Annotated in this window: 14 protein-coding genes and 3 pseudogenes; 3 read left to right on the top strand and 14 right to left on the bottom strand. The window is 36.1% G+C overall.

The genetic code is table 11. The features are described 5' to 3' along the window. Positions 1–141 (bottom strand): annotated as a pseudogene (locus tag AC13CK_RS02290) (helix-turn-helix domain-containing protein); the annotation flags it as partial. A gap of 549 nt (positions 142–690) precedes the next feature. Between AC13CK_RS02290 and AC13CK_RS02285 the strand changes: the two are divergent. Further along, positions 691–1,419: a site-specific integrase gene (locus AC13CK_RS02285; RefSeq protein WP_482830918.1), complete on the top strand. Its 729-nt coding sequence runs from the start codon at positions 691–693 to the stop codon at positions 1,417–1,419. Here AC13CK_RS02285 and AC13CK_RS02280 read toward each other — a convergent pair. From AC13CK_RS02280 to AC13CK_RS02240, 9 genes are all read right to left on the bottom strand, one after another. Next, positions 1,379–2,538 (bottom strand): IS3 family transposase gene (locus AC13CK_RS02280; protein ID WP_312325908.1). Its coding sequence is split into 2 segments (ribosomal slippage): positions 1,379–2,304 and positions 2,304–2,538, totalling 1,161 coding nucleotides; the frame shifts between segments, so codons are not numbered across the junction. The two genes, AC13CK_RS02285 and AC13CK_RS02280, sit on opposite strands and share 41 nt — an antisense overlap. 267 nt (positions 2,539–2,805) lie before the next feature. After that, a complete protein-coding gene (locus AC13CK_RS02275; protein ID WP_216938000.1) occupies positions 2,806–3,321 on the bottom strand; it encodes a hypothetical protein in 516 nt (171 codons plus the stop codon). 394 nt (positions 3,322–3,715) lie between these two features. Next, positions 3,716–4,915, bottom strand: coding sequence for a phosphorylase family protein (locus AC13CK_RS02270; RefSeq protein ID WP_216937996.1), 1,200 nt, complete (start codon positions 4,913–4,915; stop codon positions 3,716–3,718). Next, positions 4,915–5,403 (bottom strand): hypothetical protein, encoded by a 489-nt coding sequence (locus AC13CK_RS02265; protein WP_482830917.1) that lies wholly within the window; start codon positions 5,401–5,403, stop codon positions 4,915–4,917. The genes AC13CK_RS02270 and AC13CK_RS02265 overlap by 1 nt, the downstream gene beginning before the upstream one ends. Next, positions 5,396–8,764, bottom strand: coding sequence for a hypothetical protein (locus AC13CK_RS02260; RefSeq protein ID WP_482830916.1), 3,369 nt, complete (start codon positions 8,762–8,764; stop codon positions 5,396–5,398). Before AC13CK_RS02260 ends, AC13CK_RS02265 begins: the two co-directional genes overlap by 8 nt. A 723-nt stretch (positions 8,765–9,487) precedes the next feature. Then, positions 9,488–11,197, bottom strand: a complete 1,710-nt coding sequence (locus tag AC13CK_RS02255) for a GTPase domain-containing protein (RefSeq protein WP_482830915.1) — start codon at positions 11,195–11,197, stop codon at positions 9,488–9,490. Positions 11,198–11,206: 9 nt separating this feature from the next. Beyond that, positions 11,207–13,303: a GTPase gene (locus AC13CK_RS02250; protein ID WP_482830914.1), complete on the bottom strand. Its 2,097-nt coding sequence runs from the start codon at positions 13,301–13,303 to the stop codon at positions 11,207–11,209. Further along, positions 13,287–15,281, bottom strand: coding sequence for a DUF262 domain-containing protein (locus AC13CK_RS02245; RefSeq protein WP_482830913.1), 1,995 nt, complete (start codon positions 15,279–15,281; stop codon positions 13,287–13,289). Before AC13CK_RS02245 ends, AC13CK_RS02250 begins: the two co-directional genes overlap by 17 nt. Next, positions 15,274–16,686 (bottom strand): DUF262 domain-containing protein, encoded by a 1,413-nt coding sequence (locus tag AC13CK_RS02240; protein WP_482830919.1) that lies wholly within the window; start codon positions 16,684–16,686, stop codon positions 15,274–15,276. Before AC13CK_RS02240 ends, AC13CK_RS02245 begins: the two co-directional genes overlap by 8 nt. Positions 16,687–17,053: 367 nt before the next feature. Between AC13CK_RS02240 and AC13CK_RS02235 the strand changes: the two are divergent. After that, positions 17,054–17,161, top strand: a pseudogene (locus AC13CK_RS02235) (site-specific integrase); the annotation flags it as partial. 64 nt (positions 17,162–17,225) lie between these two features. Continuing rightward, positions 17,226–18,316 (top strand): annotated as a pseudogene (locus AC13CK_RS02230) (IS3 family transposase). 169 nt (positions 18,317–18,485) lie between these two features. On the opposite strand, the gene AC13CK_RS02225 reads toward AC13CK_RS02230, so the two are convergent. The 4 genes from AC13CK_RS02225 to AC13CK_RS02210 all read right to left on the bottom strand — a co-directional run bounded on the left by AC13CK_RS02225 (position 18,486) and on the right by AC13CK_RS02210 (position 23,158). Next, positions 18,486–21,152 carry an excinuclease ABC subunit UvrA gene (locus AC13CK_RS02225; protein WP_482830912.1) on the bottom strand — a complete coding sequence of 889 codons (2,667 nt, stop codon included), beginning with the start codon at positions 21,150–21,152 and terminating at the stop codon, positions 18,486–18,488. Positions 21,153–21,194: 42 nt separating this feature from the next. Continuing rightward, positions 21,195–21,353, bottom strand: coding sequence for a hypothetical protein (locus tag AC13CK_RS02220; RefSeq protein WP_155768697.1), 159 nt, complete (start codon positions 21,351–21,353; stop codon positions 21,195–21,197). Positions 21,354–21,454: 101 nt separating this feature from the next. Beyond that, the gene (gene acuI / locus AC13CK_RS02215; protein WP_004647831.1) at positions 21,455–22,432 is read right to left on the bottom strand and encodes an acrylyl-CoA reductase (NADPH); all 978 of its coding nucleotides are present in this window, start codon (positions 22,430–22,432) and stop codon (positions 21,455–21,457) included. A gap of 81 nt (positions 22,433–22,513) precedes the next feature. Further along, positions 22,514–23,158: a TetR/AcrR family transcriptional regulator gene (locus tag AC13CK_RS02210; RefSeq protein ID WP_076755140.1), complete on the bottom strand. Its 645-nt coding sequence runs from the start codon at positions 23,156–23,158 to the stop codon at positions 22,514–22,516. Position 23,159 lies beyond the last annotated feature (1 nt).

Genomic DNA, 23,159 nt, shown 5'->3' with positions numbered 1-23,159 from the left:
GAGCTTCTGCAATAACCGGGTAATTTGACGGGTGGAAAGATTCAGGATTTCAGCAGCACGGACCTGGGTAATACGATGATCTCTAACGTCTTGCAGAACTGCAAGACGTTGAATTTCTTTATCAGACATAGTGATCAGCATCTATATTTTATATCCAGTCCATGGTGATAAAAACCATCATAAACCAGACATTTTTATTGGTGAGAATATAGACACTTTAAATGGGTTCTAACACACTGATTTCGTATAATATTGATTATGTTAAATTGAGTACATGATATATTTACTTCATAACTCCCTGTGTTTATAGATAAACGATATATAAATCAATAACTTATTTTCAAAATAATCCTATGCTAATTTTAGTTAAGTCTATATAGTGTTTACTTCATTTAGTTCTTCAATTGTGCAATGTTTTTCTTAAAGACAATTAAACTTCCAAAAAAGCATTCAAATCAAAATCGAATAGTTTTGTTGTTTGATGCTTCCACTACAACTCCTTGTCTTTATCCGTTGCTCTATTCTTTATCTATTTTGAGATTTCAGAGTTTAGCTACACAACAATCAGATATGCTCGCGCTTAAATTTTGGTACGAATTCTGGTTTCAGAAGTTTTCAACATCATTTTGTGAGTCATTCCTTTCGCTAAACTATGAACCTGAAATCTATTTACAAGAAATAGATAATTTTATGTTTTTCTTAGAAAATAATAAAAAAATAGAAACCAATCTAATCCGTTTGAGATCTAATCTTGATGTTAACTATATGACCATTACTCAGCGTATAAGGTCTTTATTTAAATATTTTTCATACCTACTGGATGAATACTGGAATATTAGAAATCAAGAGCTTACTGTCATAGAAATATCACATCGCAGAAAAAACATAGATCTATATTTGATGAATAAAAAGAAAATTTTCAGCAAATTTTCTAAACGTAGTTTAACTGTAAAAAGTGAAATTAATCATAGTTTTAAAAGTATAAATAACGAAATGGTAGCTAAGCTTTATGAAATTATCCGGCCAAATCAGTCTACCAAAACCAATATAAGTAATCCTTTTTCCAGCCAGCAGCATCAGCTTAGAAATTTTTTGATTGTGCATCTAATGGTGAATTATGGCTTAAGAGTTGGAGAATTAATGCTATTGACTAAAAGATCAATTAAAAAGTCTCTTAACTCTGAGTTATATAGTCTTGTAGTTACGAATACTGAGGATGAGAATGATACTAGGGCTAGAAAGCCAAGTATAAAGAATGAACAGTCATTCCGAGTCATAAAACTGAATAAGATGGATTATAAGTTTCTAAATCTATATATCGAGAATATAAGAAATTTTACCGAATCTGATCTCTTGTTTACTTCTTTGAAGCCTGATCCTAGACAGTATCGTGGACAACAAATCCCTCTAAATTCTTGAAATATTTCTGCTCAAAGGCTTCTGGGCTTAACCAGCCGTTTGCAGAATGTCTTCTGATTCGATTGTAATAAATCTCAATATAGTCAAACAAGACAGCATTTGCCTCTTTTCTCGTAGAAAATACACTGCCATGTACTACATGCCCCTTCAGGGTATGGAAGAAGCTTTCGGTCACTGCATTGTCCCAACAGTTTCCTCGTCTAGACATGCTTTGAATACAGTTATTCGTCAATAATAGCGCCCTAAAATCACGACTACAGTACTGTGAGCCTTGGTCCGAATGTACCATGACACCCATTGGATACCCCTGACGAGCCATTGCATAATTAAACGCATCACACACCAATTGGCGGTCTATTCGATGGCTGGTTTGCCAACCCACAATACGACGGCTGAATAGATCTAGCATCACACATAAATACAGCCAGCCTTCTTTAGTGCGGATATAGGTAATATCCGTTGTCCAAACTTTATTAGGCTGAGTAACTGTAAATTGGCGATCCAACAAATTTGGTGCTGTAGACAAACGATGGTTTGAATCAGTCGTATGCTTGTATTTACGTGCAATCCTACTACATAAACCAAGCTTTTTTAGCATCCTTCCAACGGTACGTTCGCTCATGCGATAACCTAAATCACGCATGTCATGTACCAATGACGGTGCACCCAATCGTGCATGATGCTGCCAATATACGGCTTTTAAATCATTGTATTTCTGCGCTGTATTGGTCTGGCGTTTTCGCCAGGCATAATAGCCTGAAGTGCTGACATCTAGGCATTTACAGACAGAAGACACAGTGACTTCATTCACATCCATATCTTGAATTACCGTGTACTTTTCTTGGCATGATCTGTCAGAAAGTACACATGCGCTTTTTTTAAGATGTGATTGGCTTCCTTGAGCTGTTTGACTTCTTTCTCTAATTCCAAGATCCGCTGTTGTTCAGGAGAAAGTTGACGTTTGCTTGAACCTACTGGATTGGCTTCACGAATCCATTTATCTAAGGTTGAATAACCCACACCTAATTTCTGGGCGATTGCAGCTATAGGCTCGTGTGAATTTGAAAGTGCATAATCAATTGCTTGCTGTTTAAATTCAGGACTAAAACGTTTGGCCATTTCTTGGATCTCCAAAGTTAACGTTACGTTATCTTTAGAGGGAAGTACTGTCCATTATTTTGGCTAGGATCACTAAAATCGAACAGCTAATACACTTAAAGATACATAGAATCAAGTATTTAGAAATAAAAGTGCGTGCAATAGTTTCATTAATTAATTATTTATCAAAGGCCTAATCTTTCGAAAAGCATACCAGTAATCGTAAGCGATCATCTTCAAAGCATCAAATTATGTCGCCTTGTGCAAAGATATGCACATGGCTATTACTTATTTATAAGTTAACGTGGTCTCAGTCTTTTTGGGTGTTTCAAAAGAGACTTTTTCAAAAACTATTAAGCTAAAAACCAAGGCCCCAATAAGACCAATTAGTCCCATAATTAAGAAAGTTGCTCTAAATATTAAGCCATAAGTTATAATTTTACTTAAAAGTGTTTTTCCCATATTTGCTTTAATAAGGTTACTTTCTTCATTACAAAATATTCCAATATCAATAGAAGAATTTCTTTCTAATCTTTTAAAAACTTCTTCAGACTGTTTAATTAAAAAAGATGTTCTTTGATCTAGCTTCCAGAAAACAAATGCGGTAATACTTAGGAAAATGGATAAAAATATTCCTATGTAAGCAAAGGTACTTGAAGACTGAATGGAGACACCTATAGCGGTGCCTAATCCAGCAACGATAAAAAGAAAATAATTAAACATTGTAATTCTTTGGTTTGAATGTAATTCAAAGTACTTCCAAGCATGTTCAACTGCTTGTTCAGAATTAATCCTATTTGTCATATTAATAATACCAATTGAAAATTATATTAATTATATAACTTATTCAATTGAATAAACTAATCTGAATAATTCAGCCTGATACTTTGCATCATGCAGAGTATTGGATCTCCTTTTAGAGTAGGATGTAAAAATTTATCTATTAAGTTTGACTTTGTATCGTACCACCTAAATTTTTTAGCCCCATAAAAGAGCTTTGATGTCTATAGCTGATATGCCCCTCAGGAAATACTAAAGGAACTGCCGTTAGATATAAACGAGTACAAATATCTGAATAAGTCCCACCTGGTTCTTTCTCGTTGAGGAGCAGTTGCACTTACTAATTCGGCAATTTCATTTTCTGAAAAATTGATATCAGACAAATCTTTAGTAAAAAGCTCACGAATGAGCTTTTCTGTTAGATCAATTTAAAATATTTCTCAATTAGCCTTAGAGCTACTCTTGCACTTATAAAGCTACAATAACTTTGATAATTATCATCTTTTTCTCGATCTGCTAAATCAGAAACGGATTTGATACATATCATTTTGGTGGGCTGGCCATGATGGTTAGCACAACTGTAATAGAGGCCATAACACTCCATATCAATAGCTGCCATCTTTCTATGTTGGCTTCTAAAGACCTTTTGAATGTCTGCGGAAGCAACGACTGAACTACCTGAAACCATAGGTGCAGTTATTAATTTGGGATGATTTGCTGGCCTGCATCCAGTATATTGTTGGTAAAATGATTGCATATCAACATCAAGTGTTCTTGCTAAAGAAACTAACTCATTACTAGCTTCTTTAGGATCAGAAGCTGCTTGTAATGACCAATCCTCTGTCCATTTACCAGATTGCCAATCCCAACTTTTTTCAGCAATCACAACATCACCAACCGATACTGCATCCGAAAATCCTCCGCAAATACCTGTCATAATGATGACTCTTGGCTTGAAGAGTTTTAAAACAACTTCAGTAGAGTGTGTCGCTGCGATAGGCCCCATTTGATTTAAATGAGCACAAGCAATTTTTAATGTCTTATCACCGCTTAGTTTTAAGTATCCACTTTTACAGTTGATATTTGAACCTACAAGTTTTTCATCGGAAAGCTCAAGTGGCCAACTATTATATACTGCTTCCAACTCTGGCTTTCTTAATGCATTTAGAACTACTACATCATAAATGAAAGATGTATTTTCATTTTCCGTTCTTAATAAACGCTGAACATATTGTTGGAGTACACCTTTCCAATTATCTTGATCGGCTGACACATGAAGTACACTTGTTACTAGTTCTTTAAACTGATGGTCAACTTCATTACGAGTTTCTTCACTAGCCGTTACACCGAGAAGATGAGTTGGGGTTGGGAGAACTTCATCTTCAACGATTTGTCTAAGTAAATTAATGCTACTATCTGCTTGGGGTATAGCACCATTTCGAGCAGGTAGTAAAACATCTATCAGCATTAAATCAATTTTATTTTTATTTAATTTTCTACTCGCATCTGCTGCATCTGTAGCAATTAATATATCATTTTCATCAATACCTTGATCGATCAAAAAAAATTTAAGCCGTTCAATCTTTGTATAATCATCGTCTACAAGTAATACATGCATTATTTATTTGCTACCAAATTGAGATTTTTTAAAACTTGAGCTAAAGCAGTTTGCCATGGCCCATATTGACCTGTGTAATGAATCACTCCTAAAAAGCGTTCATCCAACTCCTGTTTCAATATCTCTTGTAACCCTCTTGGATCATGCTTCTTTTCCATCTGTGGTAATTTAAATTCTTCATACTGCGTCAAAACAACAGTGTATGTATCATCTGTTTCACTATCTATGAATCTTAAAACATCTGCTCCCCCGAAACCTTGGGGCTTTCCACCTCCGAGTCGATCCTTTGCAATATCATATTGAGGGATCGACATATCCACTACAGCTAAAATAACTGTCTTCGTAGATAACTCATCAATGGCACTAGATAAGGATTCAACAGATATGATTTCAATATCATCACACAATGTTGATCGTAAAAAAGACATTATTGATTTTTGTTTCGGCTTGTCATCTTCAATTACTAGTACAGTTTTTCCATTATTCATAAGCTTCAAATCTCCCTTCTCGCTCATACAATGGAACTGTAACTTGTACAAACCAACGTGAATCTTTAAGACCAAAATTAAAAGGTGAAGGACATTGTGCTCTATTTACAAACCGAACTAATCTTGCAAGTTTAGCAAATCCTGAACCACCTTCTCGATTAACCAAATGGATTGGCAAAGTACGAATATATTTTTCTTTAAGACGCTGAATTTCAGTTGCATTCAATACTAACTTTCGCTCTTCGGATAGATCACTATAAATTATAAAAGTTAGAAGTTTATTGGATTCATCATATTGCGTTTCAATATCAATATATTCTAAAGCTGATCCAAGCCCTGAATGTTTCCAAGCATTTTCAAAAATTACGAATAAACAATCAGTCAAAACAGCTAGAGCTGATGTCGTGAGAGGAATTTTGATAGTGTTTTCATGTCTGAATATTGCATCTAAAGTTCGATAAACATTTTGTGTGGCTGCTTGTGCAATATCAATTGCATCAGGTAATTGGAAATCTTCATCGTCAACATGGGCTGGAATTCTGAACCAATCAGAAATCATATCACATTGTATTTGAGTATCAGTTGAAACACTTTGAAGTGTTGTTATCATCGGCAATAATGCTGACCGATTATTTAAACTACGCAATTTACCAATCAAATCATCAAATTCCTGCTTAATCTTATCCTTAAAGTCATTTGCAATATAAGAATTAAGGTCTTTCAAAGCTAATTCGACAATTTTCCAAAATAAGAAATAGCAATTAGCTAAAAATGCTGAGAATGATAAATTTGACTCTTCTATCAAGCTACTGATTATTCTGAGAAATTCAGGGCTCAAATTGTCTTTGAATGCACCTCTAGGTTTTTCGATTGAATGAATTTGAATTAACTCATTAATCAACTCATCCACCAAAAATTTGATCTTCTTAGAAAAGTCTTCTAGGAAACATAAAACTTCTTCTATATTAACAATATTAAAATCTACGATATTTCCCCATATTTTTATAAATTCTTCTTTGGATATATCGCTTGGGAAATAAAGTAATCTATTTTCTTCTAAAGGACCAAAAACAGTTCCTCGTAAACTACCGTGTCTAATCCGTAAACTCAGATAACAATCTAAACCATCGGTAGGATCATTTAGAAACCGTTTATACAACCGATCTACAATTTCAATTAATAATGCAGATGAGATATTAGGCTGACCATCAGATATATCCAAAAGTAATTGTCGATTATTTGCATCAACTGCAAATTGACTAATAATATCGTCAATTATTCGAGTTCCTGATGATGAATCTTTTACAGTCATCCAACGTTTATAATCTGGCAGTATTTCAGATTCAGCCCATCTACTAATTGCTGATTCATTTACAAACACTCTTGTTTGGTCGATTTGACGTAAACCTTTCTGCAATGTCTGATCAAATGTTAAATCTTTGATTTCATCTGTATAAATTGAAGCATTTTCAGCATCCCATTGTAGTAACAACTGCAATATTTCTATACGTTCTTGTCGAACTTTTTCAGTTGTATCAAATTTAGTGCATAACGATAGGTTCTCATCAATCCATACATTTGCAAAGAAATGAATAATTTCATCTTGAATATCTAGATTGTCATTAAATATAGAATTAATGTTATCTCTCATTCCACTTTCGAGGATAGAACGACAAGCCATTTTGCAAATATATCCAATACCAGCTATATCAGTAGCTTGATATGAATGATGGGATATTAATCCCACTTTAATAAAATCTAATTCTTTAAAAAACCGCCACTTTCTGTTTTCAAAAATATTAGTGACATCAAACTCACTAATATATCTTGGGTTTTCAATTAACCAATTATTAATTAAATCAATTGCTTCAATTACATGGTCTTTAGAATTTAAAATAGATGCTCTAAATTTAGCAACCTCTCTTGACCAAAAATCACCAAATTTATCTAATTCACTCAGAAGTCTATCTAGATTCTCATATTGTTCTGTCGAATATAGATGTTTTGCCAACCATAAAAACAAAACATTTTTACTAACTTTACAATCATTAAAGTTTCCTTCTGATAAGTTAATAATATTTTTAATTATTTCATTATCATTATTCAAAATATATCGTTTTAATATTTTAATACCTTCTTCAAAGGAGAAGCTTGTTATATCTTCAAGTTTGAATTTATCATTAAATATAAAAAGATTAGGACTCTGAGTATATCCGATAGAACAATTTACGAAATGACATGCCGCATTAGCTATAACTTGTCCTATATCTAAGTTTTTATAGCAAATACCCAACTTTATAAGTTTATCTATCTGAGTTTGAGCGGTATTTCCATGTATTTCACACTCTTTAAATAAGCTAATAATCGTAGCCTTAAAAGTGTTGTCATTTTCAATACTTTTAGTAGAGCTAAAATTTAATGATTTTAATAAGTTATCTTCAATAGAATCATCTAAAACAAAGTTAACCTCTTCACTATCTATAAATAAATTTAAAAGCTTATTTAATCTACTATCATTAATTCCACATTCTATTAACTTTAATACTACTATTTTTGCAGTTGGCATTAAATGATACATACTTTTATCGACTGCTATATAAACCAAGCTATCAACAACAATTTCATAATAATCTATTAGTGATGAAGTAATCTCTTTAGATAATATGATAGGTAATGTATCTTCAACATGATTTACTTGAGATAAAGCATGGTATTCCAAATAAGGAATTACCCAGGGTCCTAGATTCTTAAGACGTGGAAATGAGTTTTTGCACTTTGCATAGAAAGAATAAAAAGAAAAAGTGTCTTCACACCGATCACTTAGGATCTCGTATATCAATCCATTTAACCTATTTCCTGATGCTATCTTTAATGGTGTTAACCATTCTGTCAGGCCAGTCATTCCGTTAACAGTTTGTTCCAGCACACATCTAATTTCTATACCCCATAAACTCCACCCATGATTCTCGGTAAAAGTATCAAGAACATCTATAGCTTGCTCAAATTGATCTTCTAAGATTAAATTTTGTATCTTATTTCTGGTTGTTACATAGATATTTATAGCTTCTGTTTGTAAGGACAACCAGTGAACAGCCCAATGCAATTCGTTTTTCAATGGTAAAGGGTCTAAATTAATATATTGGCAAACTAAATTCTCTGGTTTAGCTTGACCTAATTTTAATAAATTAGTTGCATCGATGTTTCCAAAGATACAAAACTGATTGATACAATCTTTATATTCACCAATTGAGATACTGTTTCTTAAATTAATCAAAGTATTAAGTGGAAAAATTTGACGTGATTGCCCTTTCCTAAATTCAAGTTTAGCTTTGGATTGCTTTATTACTTTTTTTTTAGCCATGTTGAGTACTTGGTTTTCATATATTTATAAAATTTTATCATGAATTTTACAATTTATGTTTTTAGACTAAGTCCAATAAGATGACTAAATCAATTATCATAAATTTCAATTTCAATGATATAAACACCTGATTAATAAAGTTATACTTTAAAATTTTGAATTACGATAACATTCAAGCTCTTGGAATGAATTAAGCTATGATAGTCTTGGAACAGGGTTAGATGATAATTTCATAGAGGCAGGATCTTCTATTTTTCTTTTTTATTGCCATTAAAAAGATAAAATTTTCCTTCCCCCCAGATAAGCTTTTAACATTTCTTTTAGATTTTTATTTTCTACTATCCATAAATTTATTTGTATTAATAAAAACTCATAACGATCTATTTGGACTGTTCATACAATCAAATTATTTTATATACAAGTTTGCGACATATTGTGTCGTACTTTCCGATTATGAGTTTGTATAAACAGCCAAATCTTATAAGTTCATGAACTTAGAAAGTCAAAAAATTAGAATTAAGTCATCTAAGTTATTAAATTTTTTAATAATTATTCATCAATAAAATTATGAAGTGGATTTTAGGTGAACATAAGTTAAATAGATAATAAGTGTCAATAAGTTCATTAATATTGATATAGAATAAATATTACTCTATATCAAGTCAAGTTTCACTAATATAAATAATATAAAGTTAATTTTATAGTTATACGGATAAGTAAATCTTAATAGGTACGTTGAATCTCTTCACGTAATTTGATGACTTCGTCCAATTGAATACGCAGTGCATGAGCATTATCTGATTTACTTTCAGCTTGTGAGCGTATTTCATGGAGGGCCTCATCGATATTGGTGATAGACAGGTCAAAGACAGTATCAAGTAGTTTCTCAAGCTGCGTGTCGATGCTCTGACGCACAGCATCGCTGTACTCTCTATAGTTTTTGCGAATGTCCCGCTTTATTTTAAGGATCTCTTTTGCATGCTCGGACTGTTGATAGTCGTCATACACCTGCATACCAACCCCAAAAATCGCCATCGCAGGGCCTAGAAATTTCGCCCCCTTTCCTATTTTGTCCGCTATTTTAACGGCCTCCCAAGCCTTGAACTTGTAACCAAAGAAGCCACCGATCTCTTTTATAGCATTGTGTAGCGTGCTACCCGAAACTGATTTGAGCCCTGTTTTAGATGCATCACCAACAACGCTTTTTGCAAGGAAGGAAAATCCTTTCTCTGCGGACTTCGTCAGACTCTGACTGAGCGTACTGTTAAGCTTAAAGGGATCATCTTTGGAGACGCTGCCGACTTTGCCTTGTTCGGCTTCAGGATTGAAATTCTTCGCAGCTTCCAAAGCTTCATTGACCTTCAAGCTAGCAGGGGTGTTGGCCAATTCAACTATCTCAGCTTCAAGATCTGAAAGACACTCATTTACTGTGGCTTGCAGATCTTCCAGGATAGAATTTATCAGGCGTTCACATTCGTGAGTTGAGCTGTCCTGTATTTTTTCAAATTCTTCCTGCTCTCCACCCAAAGCATCGGCAAGCCGGTTTCCTTGCTCAACAATCTGACCGTTAAGCTTGTCTAGTTCTGCTCCGACTTTTTTGATGAGGTCCCGTCTGTTGGCTTGAAAAACGCGCTTGTTTTGAGTGAGCATGCTAACCAAGCCCTTTTGCAGCGGATCAGAAATGGTCAGCTCATCAATTTTTGACTCCAGCGTGATTTGAAGCTGTTGGAGCGGTGTCGTCAATCTGGCGTATAGGCCACGTTGTGCGACAAAATCATCAATGGCTTTGGTGAACCCTTCAGCGTTAGAAAGCGCCAACAACTCTTGGCGTTCTTGCTCGTCTTCCTCATCCAATGAATCGAAGAATGACTGGGCGTCAGTGAAGACGATAAGAAAGTCCTCTGGAATTTTGGGCTCAAGCACTTGGGTGATACCCCCGATTTTAGTCTCTTTGTCGGCCGAGTCACTTTCAAACTTGTTGATAACGATCATCATCTCCTTGGCGCGACCTTGGTTAAAGCAAAGGTTGCGGAAGGCGGCGCCTACGACATCATCGAACAGTTCATTAGTAATTACGTATACCAGCAGGTCTGCTTTCGCTATGGCCTCAAGCGCTTGGGCATCATGTTGCTCGCGCTCACCCGCAAGGATCCCAGGGGTATCCCAAATATTTAACGATTTATGTTGGTATTGAGTGACCACATCTGTTGTTACACCGGCTCCAATCTTAATGTTCTCAATACCTGTCAACATCTTAATTAAAGAGGACTTTCCAGCGCTGTATTGGCCAGCAAAAACAAGATTCAAAGGTGCTAAATCAATATCAAACTCTGCTTCCGATGCCTTGAAGTTGCTGACGTGCCATAGCTCATTAGAACGCTGGTAAAGGCTTTCGACCTTTTCTTTGAGAACACTATAGTTAATTTCAGTCATGATTCATCCTTAAATAGCGACGGGGATAATTTTACAGGAACAAATCGCAGCCACCATTTTTATTCGTCGCTGGTCTTTTCCAATAATCTTTCTAAGATTATGCTTATGGGCGAACACGGACACTTTATCTTGCTCGGAAAGCTCGACCTTCTCTACGAGCCCCTTGTAAAGATGGGATATTTTTTTATCCAAACTGGAGTTATACACTGCAATTATTTTTTCTCTCATGGCCTTGCTCATAGCCTGAAGAAGCTCAGTATTACGAAAGTATTCCGAGATCAAAAAATAACAAGCATATCCAGGGACTCTCACTATCTTTATAAATTTTGGTAGAGCAAAGTGTTGCTTTGTGATGACGTAAGCAACACGATTCAGTAGGCGAAAATTAATCTCGTGCTTCAGAATATCGAGTTGACTCTCAGTACTATCCAGCTCGCTTATAAATCTACTAAGTGCTAGACAAAGAAGAGACAGGTTGTGTTCTGCTGGCAAAATAATGGCTCGATGGAGATTTGTGTCCAACCAGCTTTCTAAATTAACTTTTATTTTTCGCTTAATTTTCTCGATATCTTCCAGCAACGCCTGACGCTGTTTAGACTTGGCCTCTTTGAGTTTTTTAGCATGGCTATCAGAAAAAAACGAAAATATTGAGAACACTATACTGACACCAGCCGCCACCCAGCCTACAGGATTCCATGAGTTAAAAAAGGCAATTGCGCCTACAAGCCCAGCTATAGCAGAGCCCCAACCATTTATACGCTTGAAGTCGTACTCACTGAAGTTCTGCACATCGTGAGTAACCTCGAAAGACAAGGTAATGTCCAAGCCCTCATTCATTTCTCGATTGAAATCTTGAAGCTCTTCTACCACCTGTTCTGCCAAAGCTTGTACCGATCGCTCTATCTTTTTTGTAATTTCAAAGCTCTTGTAATGACGATCCCAAGCTTCTGCTACATTCTCATCCTCAATGTGGTCATCAACAAAATCTGCAACAGAGTCAACTAGCGGTTTAAAAGCAGCATCTACTTCCTTTGAGAGCAATCGTGGTGCATCACGAAGAGTTTTCACCTTCCATTGGGATATGCGAGTGAGGCTACTTTCGTACTGTGGCAAGAGCTTGGTAAGCCGATCCCTTTGGCTAAGGATGAGCAAGCTCTGCTCATCCATATGATGAAGACTTGAATCGAGAAAAGTCTGAACTCTTCGGATCGGCCCGTTACCTTCAACTTCACCTATGAGTGCATTCAGAACGTTATCAATTTGGCTGAGCTCATGTAATTGCGAACCTTCTTCCCCCGAAACTGTGGTTGCCAAGAATGCCGCCTGAGCATGAATTGGTATGATTCGGACTGTGCTCGGGTTGATGCCTGCACGGCTGGCAAGGTTCTTTAATCGGTCAGTATGTCCTTGGATATCATCTTCTTTGAAAATATATTTTTCTGGGCTCCTTAATGCCCGTCGCCGGTTACCATCATTTTCCAAATCCTTTTTCATATTTAATACGAAGATCAAGGGTTTGTTAAGCTTATGAACATATTCAAGCTCAACAAAGGTCGACTCTTGGATGCTGTCGCTGTTGAGCATGAACAGCACGACATCTGACTGTTCAAGGATCTCGTGGGCAATCTGCGTGTCTTCCTGGCCGTTATAGGCTCCGAAACCAGGAGTGTCGATTATCCTCAAGTTATTCCATTTGTATTCTTTAACGTCGCGCGTTGTTCTTTGCGCTCCTTTACCAATGGTATGGCCATCACCTCGAGTGATAGCCTCACGAATAGTGCTCTTGCCAGCCATCGTTCGGCCGAAGAGCATGACATTGAAGCAATCAAGGCTTCGTTTCTGCTTAGCTAGATTGGCATTTCGTTTCGAGAGAAGCTTTCCGTAGTCTCTCTTAAGATCCTGCAGCATGTTGGTCAGACCATCCTCTACCATTTTGTCTTCGGATAGCGTCTGGCTGCTATGTTCAATCACGCCCTGAAGCTTTTTACTCAGCTCATCGATAATATTGTCGCACTGCTCAAAGTGCCCTTGAACAGTCTTGTATTCTTCTTTGGCGATCCGTTTACAAGTATTAAGCGAAGCCAAGTAATTATTTTTGTTTATCATCGCTTGACTCTACCTTACGCCAGTTGGTGCTATTCAATAAAAAAGCTAACATTTCTTGACCATGTTGTTGAATCTCTCGTTCCCCCCAATCCTCATTTTTATTAAGGAGATGTATCATTTCAAGTAGTTTCAAACTATCTATCTTTTGCTTCTTTAATGAACCTGAAAAATGAGCAACCTTTGCTTTAGGTGGGAAATTACTCAAACGAGAATTTTTGCTATGGCTAATCAAACATAAATTTCCAAAGTCATGTAACCAATCACTTTCCATTTTTGGGTGACCATCCATTGGATGTTGCGGATAAAAATGCTCGACTGAACTACGGAATGTAAATTCAAATTCTTTAATCACATGAGATTTACTCTTGTTTTTACGCCATAAAAGATAATCTAGATAATTGAAAATAAAATTATTTTCAATATTTCCAAAACAGAGTTTATTTATATCAATTTTATTCTTAGTCATATTTTTTGGTGAAGACTTAAAGTTAGTCTCATATATCATCTCATAATATGGCTTACCTTCATCCTTTGCCAAAAAACGCTCGAATACAAACCTATTAGCTAAATTAGTTAAATATTTTAAATAAGCTTCTGCCTCTATTTCCTCTTGATAATAAAGAAAGTAAAGTGCGGCATTTAACCAATGTTTATATACCAATGTAGGAGTGGATACATGAAATGCAGATAAAAGCATAAGAATTTGACGATTAATACCATCATATTCATTTTTATCATCATTAAAACTATTACTAAAACCAACACTCTTTTTTGAATACCATTTGAGACGTTTTAAACTCCATGTATCCTCACCTTTTAGGTATTCACGTTTAATAATGAATTGATCAAATAAATACTTACACTTGAATAAAGCAAATACAAAATCTTGTACAGCTTCAATATTGTTTTTAATATTTAAAAGATAATCTTCAAATTCAGTAATTAAATGTTTGTCGTCTAAGGAAATGTCTTGTTCTGTGTAAACCTTTAATACATGCAATAAAAAATTAGAAAAGTTGATAACACTACTGAATCTATCAGGTGCATCATCGTTGTTATTAGCCTGTATTTTACTTGGACGTATTGGCTTACTTAAAACCGTCAACAATGATCTACCTGAGCCTTGTTCGCTATTCATTTCTAAATTTTCACACAGCTCAGCAAAATCAATTATAGAAAACGTCCCCCAATCATTTTCACCAAATAGACAATGTCGTTCCTCTGGGCTGAAGCCATACTGTACATAACGTTCCATATTAGCGCATGCCTCCCATATTTTCTGCAGTGCATGGATACTAGCCTCTTTTTCTCCATCATCTTCTATTTCATTAAGCACCTTCATCATTTTGGCTTTGAGGACTTCATGTTTCTCTAGCTGTTCTCCTCTGTTGTTCATTGCTTCGAAATAATGATTGAGATCTGTATCCTGAGGCACTTCAACACGCATAATATGTACATGGTTAAATAGGTAGGTGGAAAATTTTCTAAGATCAAAAGGTTTTAAAGAAGCTAGTTTCTTTTGAATTAACGTATAGCCGTTAAGAATCGCTTCATTATATTGTTCAGTATTTAAATGATGTAGTGCGGTACGCTGGCTTAGCGCATTAAATGTATTGGTGGATTTAGGGCGACTGTCAAAATTGATATTTAGCTTTTGATACCAAGCCATATTAGGGAAACGAGCTTTTGTAGCCAGAGATAATTCTAAATTTTTTAAATATAATGCTAGAAGTGATAGTGTTGTAAAGCGCTGCTGACCATCTATCACCTCCAATGTGCCATCTTGACGCTTATATACCACTAATGTACCAATATAATAGCGTTGATGTTGTTTCTCTTGGTAGTCTTTTACATCCTCTATTAGTTGATTAATCTCACCTTCTTCCCATGCATAATTACGTTGGTACATAGGAATGACATAATTATTTTCATCACTTAATAACTGCTTGATTGAGAATTCGTGTAATGCCTTATTCATAATAATTCATTCCTTTAAACAGTTTTACTAACATGTCTTGATTAGCATTTCCCTTATGCTCGTTATTCTTATTATCTGCATCCGTTAATGAACGCACATGAAGAGTCAATACATCAGAAGGTGACACAGCATCTTTAATCACACGAAAAATATTATGCTTAAGTACATGATTATCTATTGTCGCAAGCTGTACAGTTTGCTGCTTGATGCGTAATTGATAAGCCCAAATAAAAATTTTCTCGATAGCATTAGACAGTTCTGCTGTACCGAACTTATCAATATAAAAAATAAGGCTACAATCAAAGATAGCTCTGACATATTTATCCCCAGTACGATTTCGATCAGGATAATGATTTAAATCTTTTAAAATTTTCTGAGCTTGTTTGCTCAAATCCACACCCCAGAATCTCTTACTATTTCGATGTTCAGTCTGAACAATAGCCTGTACTTGTTTCTGATAATGAGATGCCATCTCAAAAAATCGACGACCATTAATAATTATTTGGTCAAGATGAAATGGAAAATTTTTCTGCTGTTTATCGATTTTTCGATGATATTGAACGTTGTAATCATCTATATAATGATGTGCTATAAGCAATGATTCGACATAGGGATATTGTGCAATTTGATCAATATTAATTCCTTTGAATACACCAATTTCATTTTTACCAAAATAACGTGCGGAATAACCCGAAGACCAACGACGAATACGGTAGAGATATGCAGCGAACAGAGTTGTAAGTTCATGACTTTCTAAATCTTCCCAGTCCGCCACAGTAGAGGCTTTTAATGCTTGTTCATGATCACCAAATTCACGCAAATGATAGGCTTTGAGCAAGTCATGTGGCTCTAGATCACGTCCACGAGAGTTCTGCGAATCAAAAAATTGAAAGGCTTCTGATATATCATTTAATGTAAATGATACAACTTCACAACGATTTAATAAAAAATCGATATGCTTTTCAGTGAAGTCACTGCGGCTCACTAATCGTTTAATTTCCTGAAAATTATCATACAAGTTACGTTGGCTAATTTCGCTTTTAAAAGTTTGTTTTTCCATAAAATCAGCTAATGGTTCTGCTAGATCATTTAGCTGATCTCTCAAATCTTGTCGTTCAAGCTCAGACAATCGCTCCTCAATTAAGGCATAAATAATTAGCATTAAGGTCAAGGTGCGTTGTTGACCATCTACAATATTTAAAACCTCAGTTTCTTTATTATCACAATGAAAAACCAGAGTCCCTAAACGATAGGCTGACTGCTCTTTATGCGATTGAATATCTTGAAAGAGTTGATGAATGTTACGCACTGTCCATTTATAAGGGCGCTGATATACAGGTATGGTTAAACCATCAAGTTGTACTAGCTGGCTAATTTTTAGAATGTTCTTCTTTAAAACTTGAATTTTAAGTTCTCCAGGTTTTACTTAATACTTTATAAACAATTAGTTATTTGGTCATTTTATCTAGATTGACACAACTCTCATAGACAAATTTTCTTAAAATTCTATGAAATGAACTGATAAAAATCATAGGTTCATGAATAACTTTTTCTTTTCTATTAAAATTATTAAAATAAGCTGTTGTAATATATAAATAAATTTAAATATTTATCTATGAACTATACTTTAGGTGAACATAAGTAAAATGACTTATACCTGATAATAACTTCATATCTTCTTTTATTAAACGAAAATTCAATAACTTAAATAATTTCAATTTCATTTGTAAAATATAATATGTTGACCTCAAGAATACTTCATAAACTTTACTATGTTTGCTTTAAAAACACTTCATTTGGAAAAGAAAGTTTCAAACGAAAATCAAATTATTCTTTTGTTTGATCTGGATTCATCATGTCCATGTTTGTACCCAGTAATCCCTCCTAAAAACAATAGGACCTAAAAGTAGAATTTTCTCTTAAAGTATAGGCAGGAGATTCTGCATGAAAACATCTAAATTTACTGACAGTCAGATCATGTCCATTTTGAAACAGGGGGAGTCTGGCACACCTGTAGCCGCCCTTTGTCGTGAACACGGTATGAGTAATGCGACCTTCTATAAATGGCGTGCCAAATATGGCGGTATGGATACATCATTAATGGCAAAACTCAAAGAACTGGAAGCAGAAAATACCAGACTTAAAAAGATGTATGCTGAGGAACGCTTAAAGGCAGAGATCATTCAGGAAGCGATGGCAATGAGCAGCACTGCTGCGCAAGGGTAAGGCCATCTTGCCGACGTAAGATGCCACAACAGGCAGTTGCCCACTATGCGATTAGCATTCGTTTGGCTTGCCGAGCATTTAGTATCAGTGAAACCTGCTACCGTTATCAATCCAAGTTAAACGATGACAATACATTAATTGCAGAACAGCTCATTGAGCTCACTGAAGAAAATACAGATTGGGGTTTTGGTCTGTGTTTCTCTTATCTACGTCATGTTGAAAACCATGTTTGGAATCATAAACGTGTTTATCGCATTTACTGTGAGTCAGCACTGAATCTGCGCATTAAACCGAGAAGAAGACTAAAACGGCATGCACCAGAACCACTGAAAGAGCCGATCCGGGCAAATCAGGTCTGGTCACTGGATTTTATGCATGACCAGCTGATCGATAGTCGTAAGTTCCGATTGTTGAATGTGATTGATGATTACCGTCGAGAAGGTTTGACTATTGAAGCAGAATTCTCATTACCCACGATCAGGGTTATTCACACATTGAATCAGTTATTGGAATGGCGAGAAAAACCGTTAGTTATTCGGTGTGACAATGGCCCGGAGTTTATCAGTCACGAATTTGTACGCTGGGCAACTGAACAAGGTATTCGTATTGAATATATTCAACCAGGTAAACCACAGCAGAATGCGTATATTGAACGCTATAATCGGACTATACGTTATAGTTGGCTGAGCAAACATTTATTTGATACTTTGGATGAAGTACAAGATTATGCAACAAACTGGCTGTGGCATTACAACCATGAAAGACCACACCAAGCAAACAAAGGAAGGCCACCTCTAATGGCTGCTTAACCTCTACTTTTAACTTCAGTTATTTATGGGAGGATTACCGTTTGTGCAACAAAGCCCTTAGTTGAAAAAAACTTTTAGATTTCATGCTCACACACCACCTAAAACAAAAAATATCTGATTGATTTTACAGGCTTTTAATTTAAGGATTTATTCTACCCCACTCGCAATATCAACGTTTAGTATCACGACTCACTAACTCATTAACTAAATATGGAGCAGTACGGCTATCTTGATTTTCTGTTATTTGTTTTGGTGTTCCTGCCACAACAATATTCCCACCAGCATTTCCAGCACCTGGTCCCACATCAATCACCCAATCTGCTTGTGCAACGGCACGCATATCATGCTCAATCATAACCACGGTATTACCCGCATCGACTAATCGCTGCAATTGAACTAACAATCGATCTACATCTGATGGATGCAAACCTGTAGTTGGCTCATCAAGTATATACAGTGTATTTCCACGCTGATTGCGTTGCAGCTCGGTTGCCAATTTAATACGTTGCGCTTCTCCACCAGATAGTTCAGTCGCTGGTTGCCCTAAACGTAAATAACCAAGGCCAATTTCCTTTAATAATTGTAGTGAACGAGCAATCGAGACCTCTCCATCAAAAAAATCACGTGCTTCATTGACGGTCATTCCTAATACTTCAGCAATATTACGTCCATTCCAGCGAATTTTTAGAGTGTCATCCTTATATCGAGCACCATGACATGTCGGACAAGGGGCATATACACTTGGCATAAACAATAATTCTACACTGACAAAGCCTTCACCTTCACAAGTTTCACATCGCCCTTTAGCCACATTAAACGAAAAACGTCCAGCATCATAATGAGCTTGGCGAGCTTCAGGAGTCCCAGCAAATAACTTTCTAACATGATCAAATAAACCCGTATAAGTTGCCAGATTAGAACGTGGAGTACGGCCAATTGGTTTTTGATCAACCTGTACCAGACGCTGTATAGCCTCCACATCACCAGCCAGAGAACCCTGTGTAACCTCGTTAACCAACATTCCTTCATTTAAAGGATTATTTTCATTATTGTTTTCAGTTTCAGACTCATTGCCTAAATATGAAAGTACTAACTCGGGTAAAGCTTGAGAAACGAGACTAGATTTACCTGAACCTGAAATACCTGTAACTGCTGTAAGTACACCAAGAGGTATACGAGCATCAATATTATGCAGGTTATGTCGGTAAATATTGTTAAGTTCAAGCCAACCAGAGGGTGTACGTCCATAACTTTGAGTAACTGGGATTTTATTAAATAAATAACTTGCAGTACGTGAAGCTGAAATCTCACTTAAACCCTGAGGTACTCCACTATATAAAATATTACCACCTTGCTCTCCTGCATCTGGTCCAACATCCACTAACCATTGAGCACGACGCATGAGCTCTAAATCATGCTCTACAACAAATACGGAGTTTCCAGCGTCTCTTAATTTATCGAGAGAATCATATAATGACTGACTATCTGAAGGATGTAATCCAGCAGACGGTTCATCCAGTACATAAACTACACCAAATAGCATAGAACTTAATTGTGTTGCTAAACGCAAACGTTGTAACTCTCCCGCTGAAAGAGTCGGTGTGGCTCTATCTAATGTTAGATAACCAAGACCTAACTGGCGTAATTGATTTAAACGCCCCACCACACCATTTGCTAAACGCTGGGCAGCAATTTTCTTTTCATCTGAAAGTGCTGACGTACGTCTTACATCTGGAGATACAGAATGCACTGCTCTACCTGTTGTTGCTCGTTCAGATCTATCAAGTTGGGTTACTTTATTATTAGTCTTTTCTCCAGCATCATGAGCGTCGAAATTGTCAAGAACAATGGGCTCAAGCAGGCAAGTTAACTTATCCAAAGAAAGTTGCATAAACTCACCAATATCTACTCCAGCAAAGGTAATAGATAAGGCTTCTGGTTTAAGGCGTTTACCATGACAGGAAGGGCATATTTTTCCTTCCATAAAACGTGAAACACGTTTTTTCATCAACGTACTTTGGGTGTTAGCAAAAGTATGAAGGACATAGCGACGAGCACCAGTGAAAGTGCCCATATAGCTGGGTTCTAGTTTACGTTTAAGTGCAGATTGAGTCTCAGCGGGGCTTAAACCAGCATAGACAGGAACTGTTGGGGTTTCTTCAGTAAATAAAATCCAGTCTCTATCCGATTGCGGTAAATCTTTCCATGGTCGATCAACATCATACCCTAGGGTTACTAGGATATCGCGTAAGTTTTGCCCGTGCCAAGCAGGTGGCCATGATGCGATAGCTCTCTCACGAATACTGAGTGTTGGGTCAGGAACCATTGTCGATTCTGTAACTTCATAAATGTGACCTAAGCCATGACAGGTAGGACAAGCACCTTGAGGAGTGTTCGGTGAAAAGTCCTCGGCATATAACATTGGCTGATCGGCAGGATATGCACCAGCACGTGAATAAATCATTCGCACGAGACTTGATAAAGTTGTTACACTTCCAACAGAAGAACGGGTATTACTTGCACCACGTTGTTGTTGCAATGCTACTGCTGGTGGTAGACCATCAATAGCATCAACATCTGGTACTCCGGCCTGATCTATTAAGCGTCTTGCATAAGGTGCAACAGATTCGAAATATCTTCTTTGTGCTTCAGCAAAAATAGTTCCAAAAGCAAGTGATGATTTTCCTGAACCCGATACACCTGAGAAAACAACAAGTGCATTTCTTGGGATAGAAACATCTATATCCTTAAGGTTATGCTCACGTGCACCTCGAACTTCAATACAATTATTAGATAAAGTAATGTTATTGTGTTCACCAAAAGAATGTATTTTCATGTTTCTACGAGCCTGTAAATTATTTTGTGTAAGTCCCATTTTTTATAAATGATCTTTTAATCGATCATCGAACTGAATCGTAAAACAATTCATTGCTAAACTAATACCTTTAAATATGGCTGTCATTTGGTTTAAATCTTCAGGAGTTTTTAAACCTTTAGCTAATTCAGCTGCCATACTTTTGATTGTAGCTTCATCCATGTGAAGTACCTCTTTTTATTATCCTCAGTAGGATAAATGAAAATTAAGTACTTACACAAAATTTAGAACAGTCCCACTGAATAGCCACTCATTTTGTTGAACTATATCTGTACAACAACTCTACCTCGAATTTTTCCATCTAAAATTTCATTTGAAATATTTAAAGCATCTGTTAACTGAATTTCAGTCGTTACTGTTTCTAATTTTGTTTGATCTAATTCTGTAGCCAAACGTTCCCATGCTTCTTTTCTTAATTCGATTGGTGCCATCACGCTATCAATTCCATATAAGGTAATCCCTCTTAGAATAAATGGAGCAACTGTTGCTGGAAAATCCATTCCGCCTGCCAAACCACACGCAGCAACTGCACCACGATATTTTGTACTAGCACATGCATTCGCTAAAGTATGGCTACCAACAGTATCAATCACGCCAGCCCAAACTTCTTTGTTTAATGGCTTTCCTGGGGAAGATAATTCAATACGATCAATAATTTCACTCGCACCTAGATAGGTTAAATATTCTGACTCTTGAGGTCGACCAGTTGAAGCTGTAATCTCATAACCAAGATGATTCAAAATAATAATGGCAATACTTCCTACTCCACCATTTGCACCTGTCACTAGAATTTTTCCATCACTTGGTTTAATACCATGTTTTTGTAAAGCCATGACACACAACATTGCGGTATAACCTGCTGTACCAATAACCATCGTATCTTTAAAAGAAAAAGCAGAAGGTTTTTGTATGAGCCAATCACCAGAAACAGTGACTTGCTCGGCTAGTCCTCCAAAATACTTTTCACCCACTCCCCAACCATTCAGTAGAACTTCATCTCTTTCTTTCCATGCTGGATGTTTTGATTCAATCACAACACCCGAAAAATCGATGCCTGGGGTCAAAGGAAAACTACGCACCACTGGTGAACGCCCAGTAATGGCTAAAGCATCTTTATAATTGAGTGTTGAATATTTGACTTCGACTCTAACCTCTCCTTCTTGTAAAGGCTTTGATGCAATCTCAGTAATTTGTGATGTGTAACCAGCTTCATCTTTAGTAATTACAATACCTTTGTACATAGAACTCCCTCTCTATTTAATTAGACTGCTTGTCTAGAATTAATTAAAAAACAAATACAGACATCTGCATTTATTTTTTAATTAACTTTTTATGTGATTTTGTTGTTTTACAGCTAAAGTAAACAAGCGATAAAATGCATCTAAGGGACTTGTTGATTTGACCAAACGTGCTCTTAGAACTGCACCTTCCCACCCAATCCAAAACTGATAAGCAGCTTCATCGCAATCAGCTAGGCTATATTGTGAATTTGACTGATGTAGACAATCAGAAACTAATTTCTCCCATACCTTAAAGATACTTTCGATTCGGGCAATGATTCCTTGTGGCAAATACGACACTTCTTGTCCTAAGTTACCTAAAATACAACCTCGTTTAAAATCATATTTTTGCATTTTTTCACCCGCATCTTTTACAAAATTTTGCAGCTTTTCTAGTGGGGAAAGATCAGTTTGACTTAAAAACTTATTTAATCGCTTTACAAAATAAAGTTCATAAGCATCTAAGACTTCTAAAATAAAAGCCTCTTTATTTACGAAATAATGGTAGAAAGACCCTTTAGGTACTTGGACTGATTTCATGAGATCGTCCAAGCTCATAGCATTCATTCCACGTTCGGTCAGTAACTCGATACCTCGGTGGATTAAAACTTCTTTAGTGTCTGCATAGTTACAACCGTGTTTGGTTGGTCGACCACGTGGTCTTTTGGGTGAGGAAGAATAATTCATA

The sequence above is a fragment of the Acinetobacter sp. L-24 genome, assembly GCF_056857555.1.
Note: the sequence above shows the minus strand (reverse complement) of the source record. Positions and strands in the feature narration are given on the sequence as shown.

Coding starts and splice junctions, on each gene's coding strand:
- AC13CK_RS02285 (WP_482830918.1), top strand. CDS start 691: ATGTTTTTCTTAGAAAATAATAAAAAAATAGAAACCAATCTAATCCGT.
- AC13CK_RS02275 (WP_216938000.1), bottom strand. CDS start 3,321: ATGACAAATAGGATTAATTCTGAACAAGCAGTTGAACATGCTTGGAAG.
- AC13CK_RS02270 (WP_216937996.1), bottom strand. CDS start 4,915: ATGCATGTATTACTTGTAGACGATGATTATACAAAGATTGAACGGCTT.
- AC13CK_RS02265 (WP_482830917.1), bottom strand. CDS start 5,403: ATGAATAATGGAAAAACTGTACTAGTAATTGAAGATGACAAGCCGAAA.
- AC13CK_RS02260 (WP_482830916.1), bottom strand. CDS start 8,764: ATGGCTAAAAAAAAAGTAATAAAGCAATCCAAAGCTAAACTTGAATTT.
- AC13CK_RS02255 (WP_482830915.1), bottom strand. CDS start 11,197: ATGACTGAAATTAACTATAGTGTTCTCAAAGAAAAGGTCGAAAGCCTT.
- AC13CK_RS02250 (WP_482830914.1), bottom strand. CDS start 13,303: ATGATAAACAAAAATAATTACTTGGCTTCGCTTAATACTTGTAAACGG.
- AC13CK_RS02245 (WP_482830913.1), bottom strand. CDS start 15,281: ATGAATAAGGCATTACACGAATTCTCAATCAAGCAGTTATTAAGTGAT.
- AC13CK_RS02225 (WP_482830912.1), bottom strand. CDS start 21,152: ATGAAAATACATTCTTTTGGTGAACACAATAACATTACTTTATCTAAT.
- AC13CK_RS02220 (WP_155768697.1), bottom strand. CDS start 21,353: ATGGATGAAGCTACAATCAAAAGTATGGCAGCTGAATTAGCTAAAGGT.
- acuI (WP_004647831.1), bottom strand. CDS start 22,432: ATGTACAAAGGTATTGTAATTACTAAAGATGAAGCTGGTTACACATCA.
- AC13CK_RS02210 (WP_076755140.1), bottom strand. CDS start 23,158: ATGAATTATTCTTCCTCACCCAAAAGACCACGTGGTCGACCAACCAAA.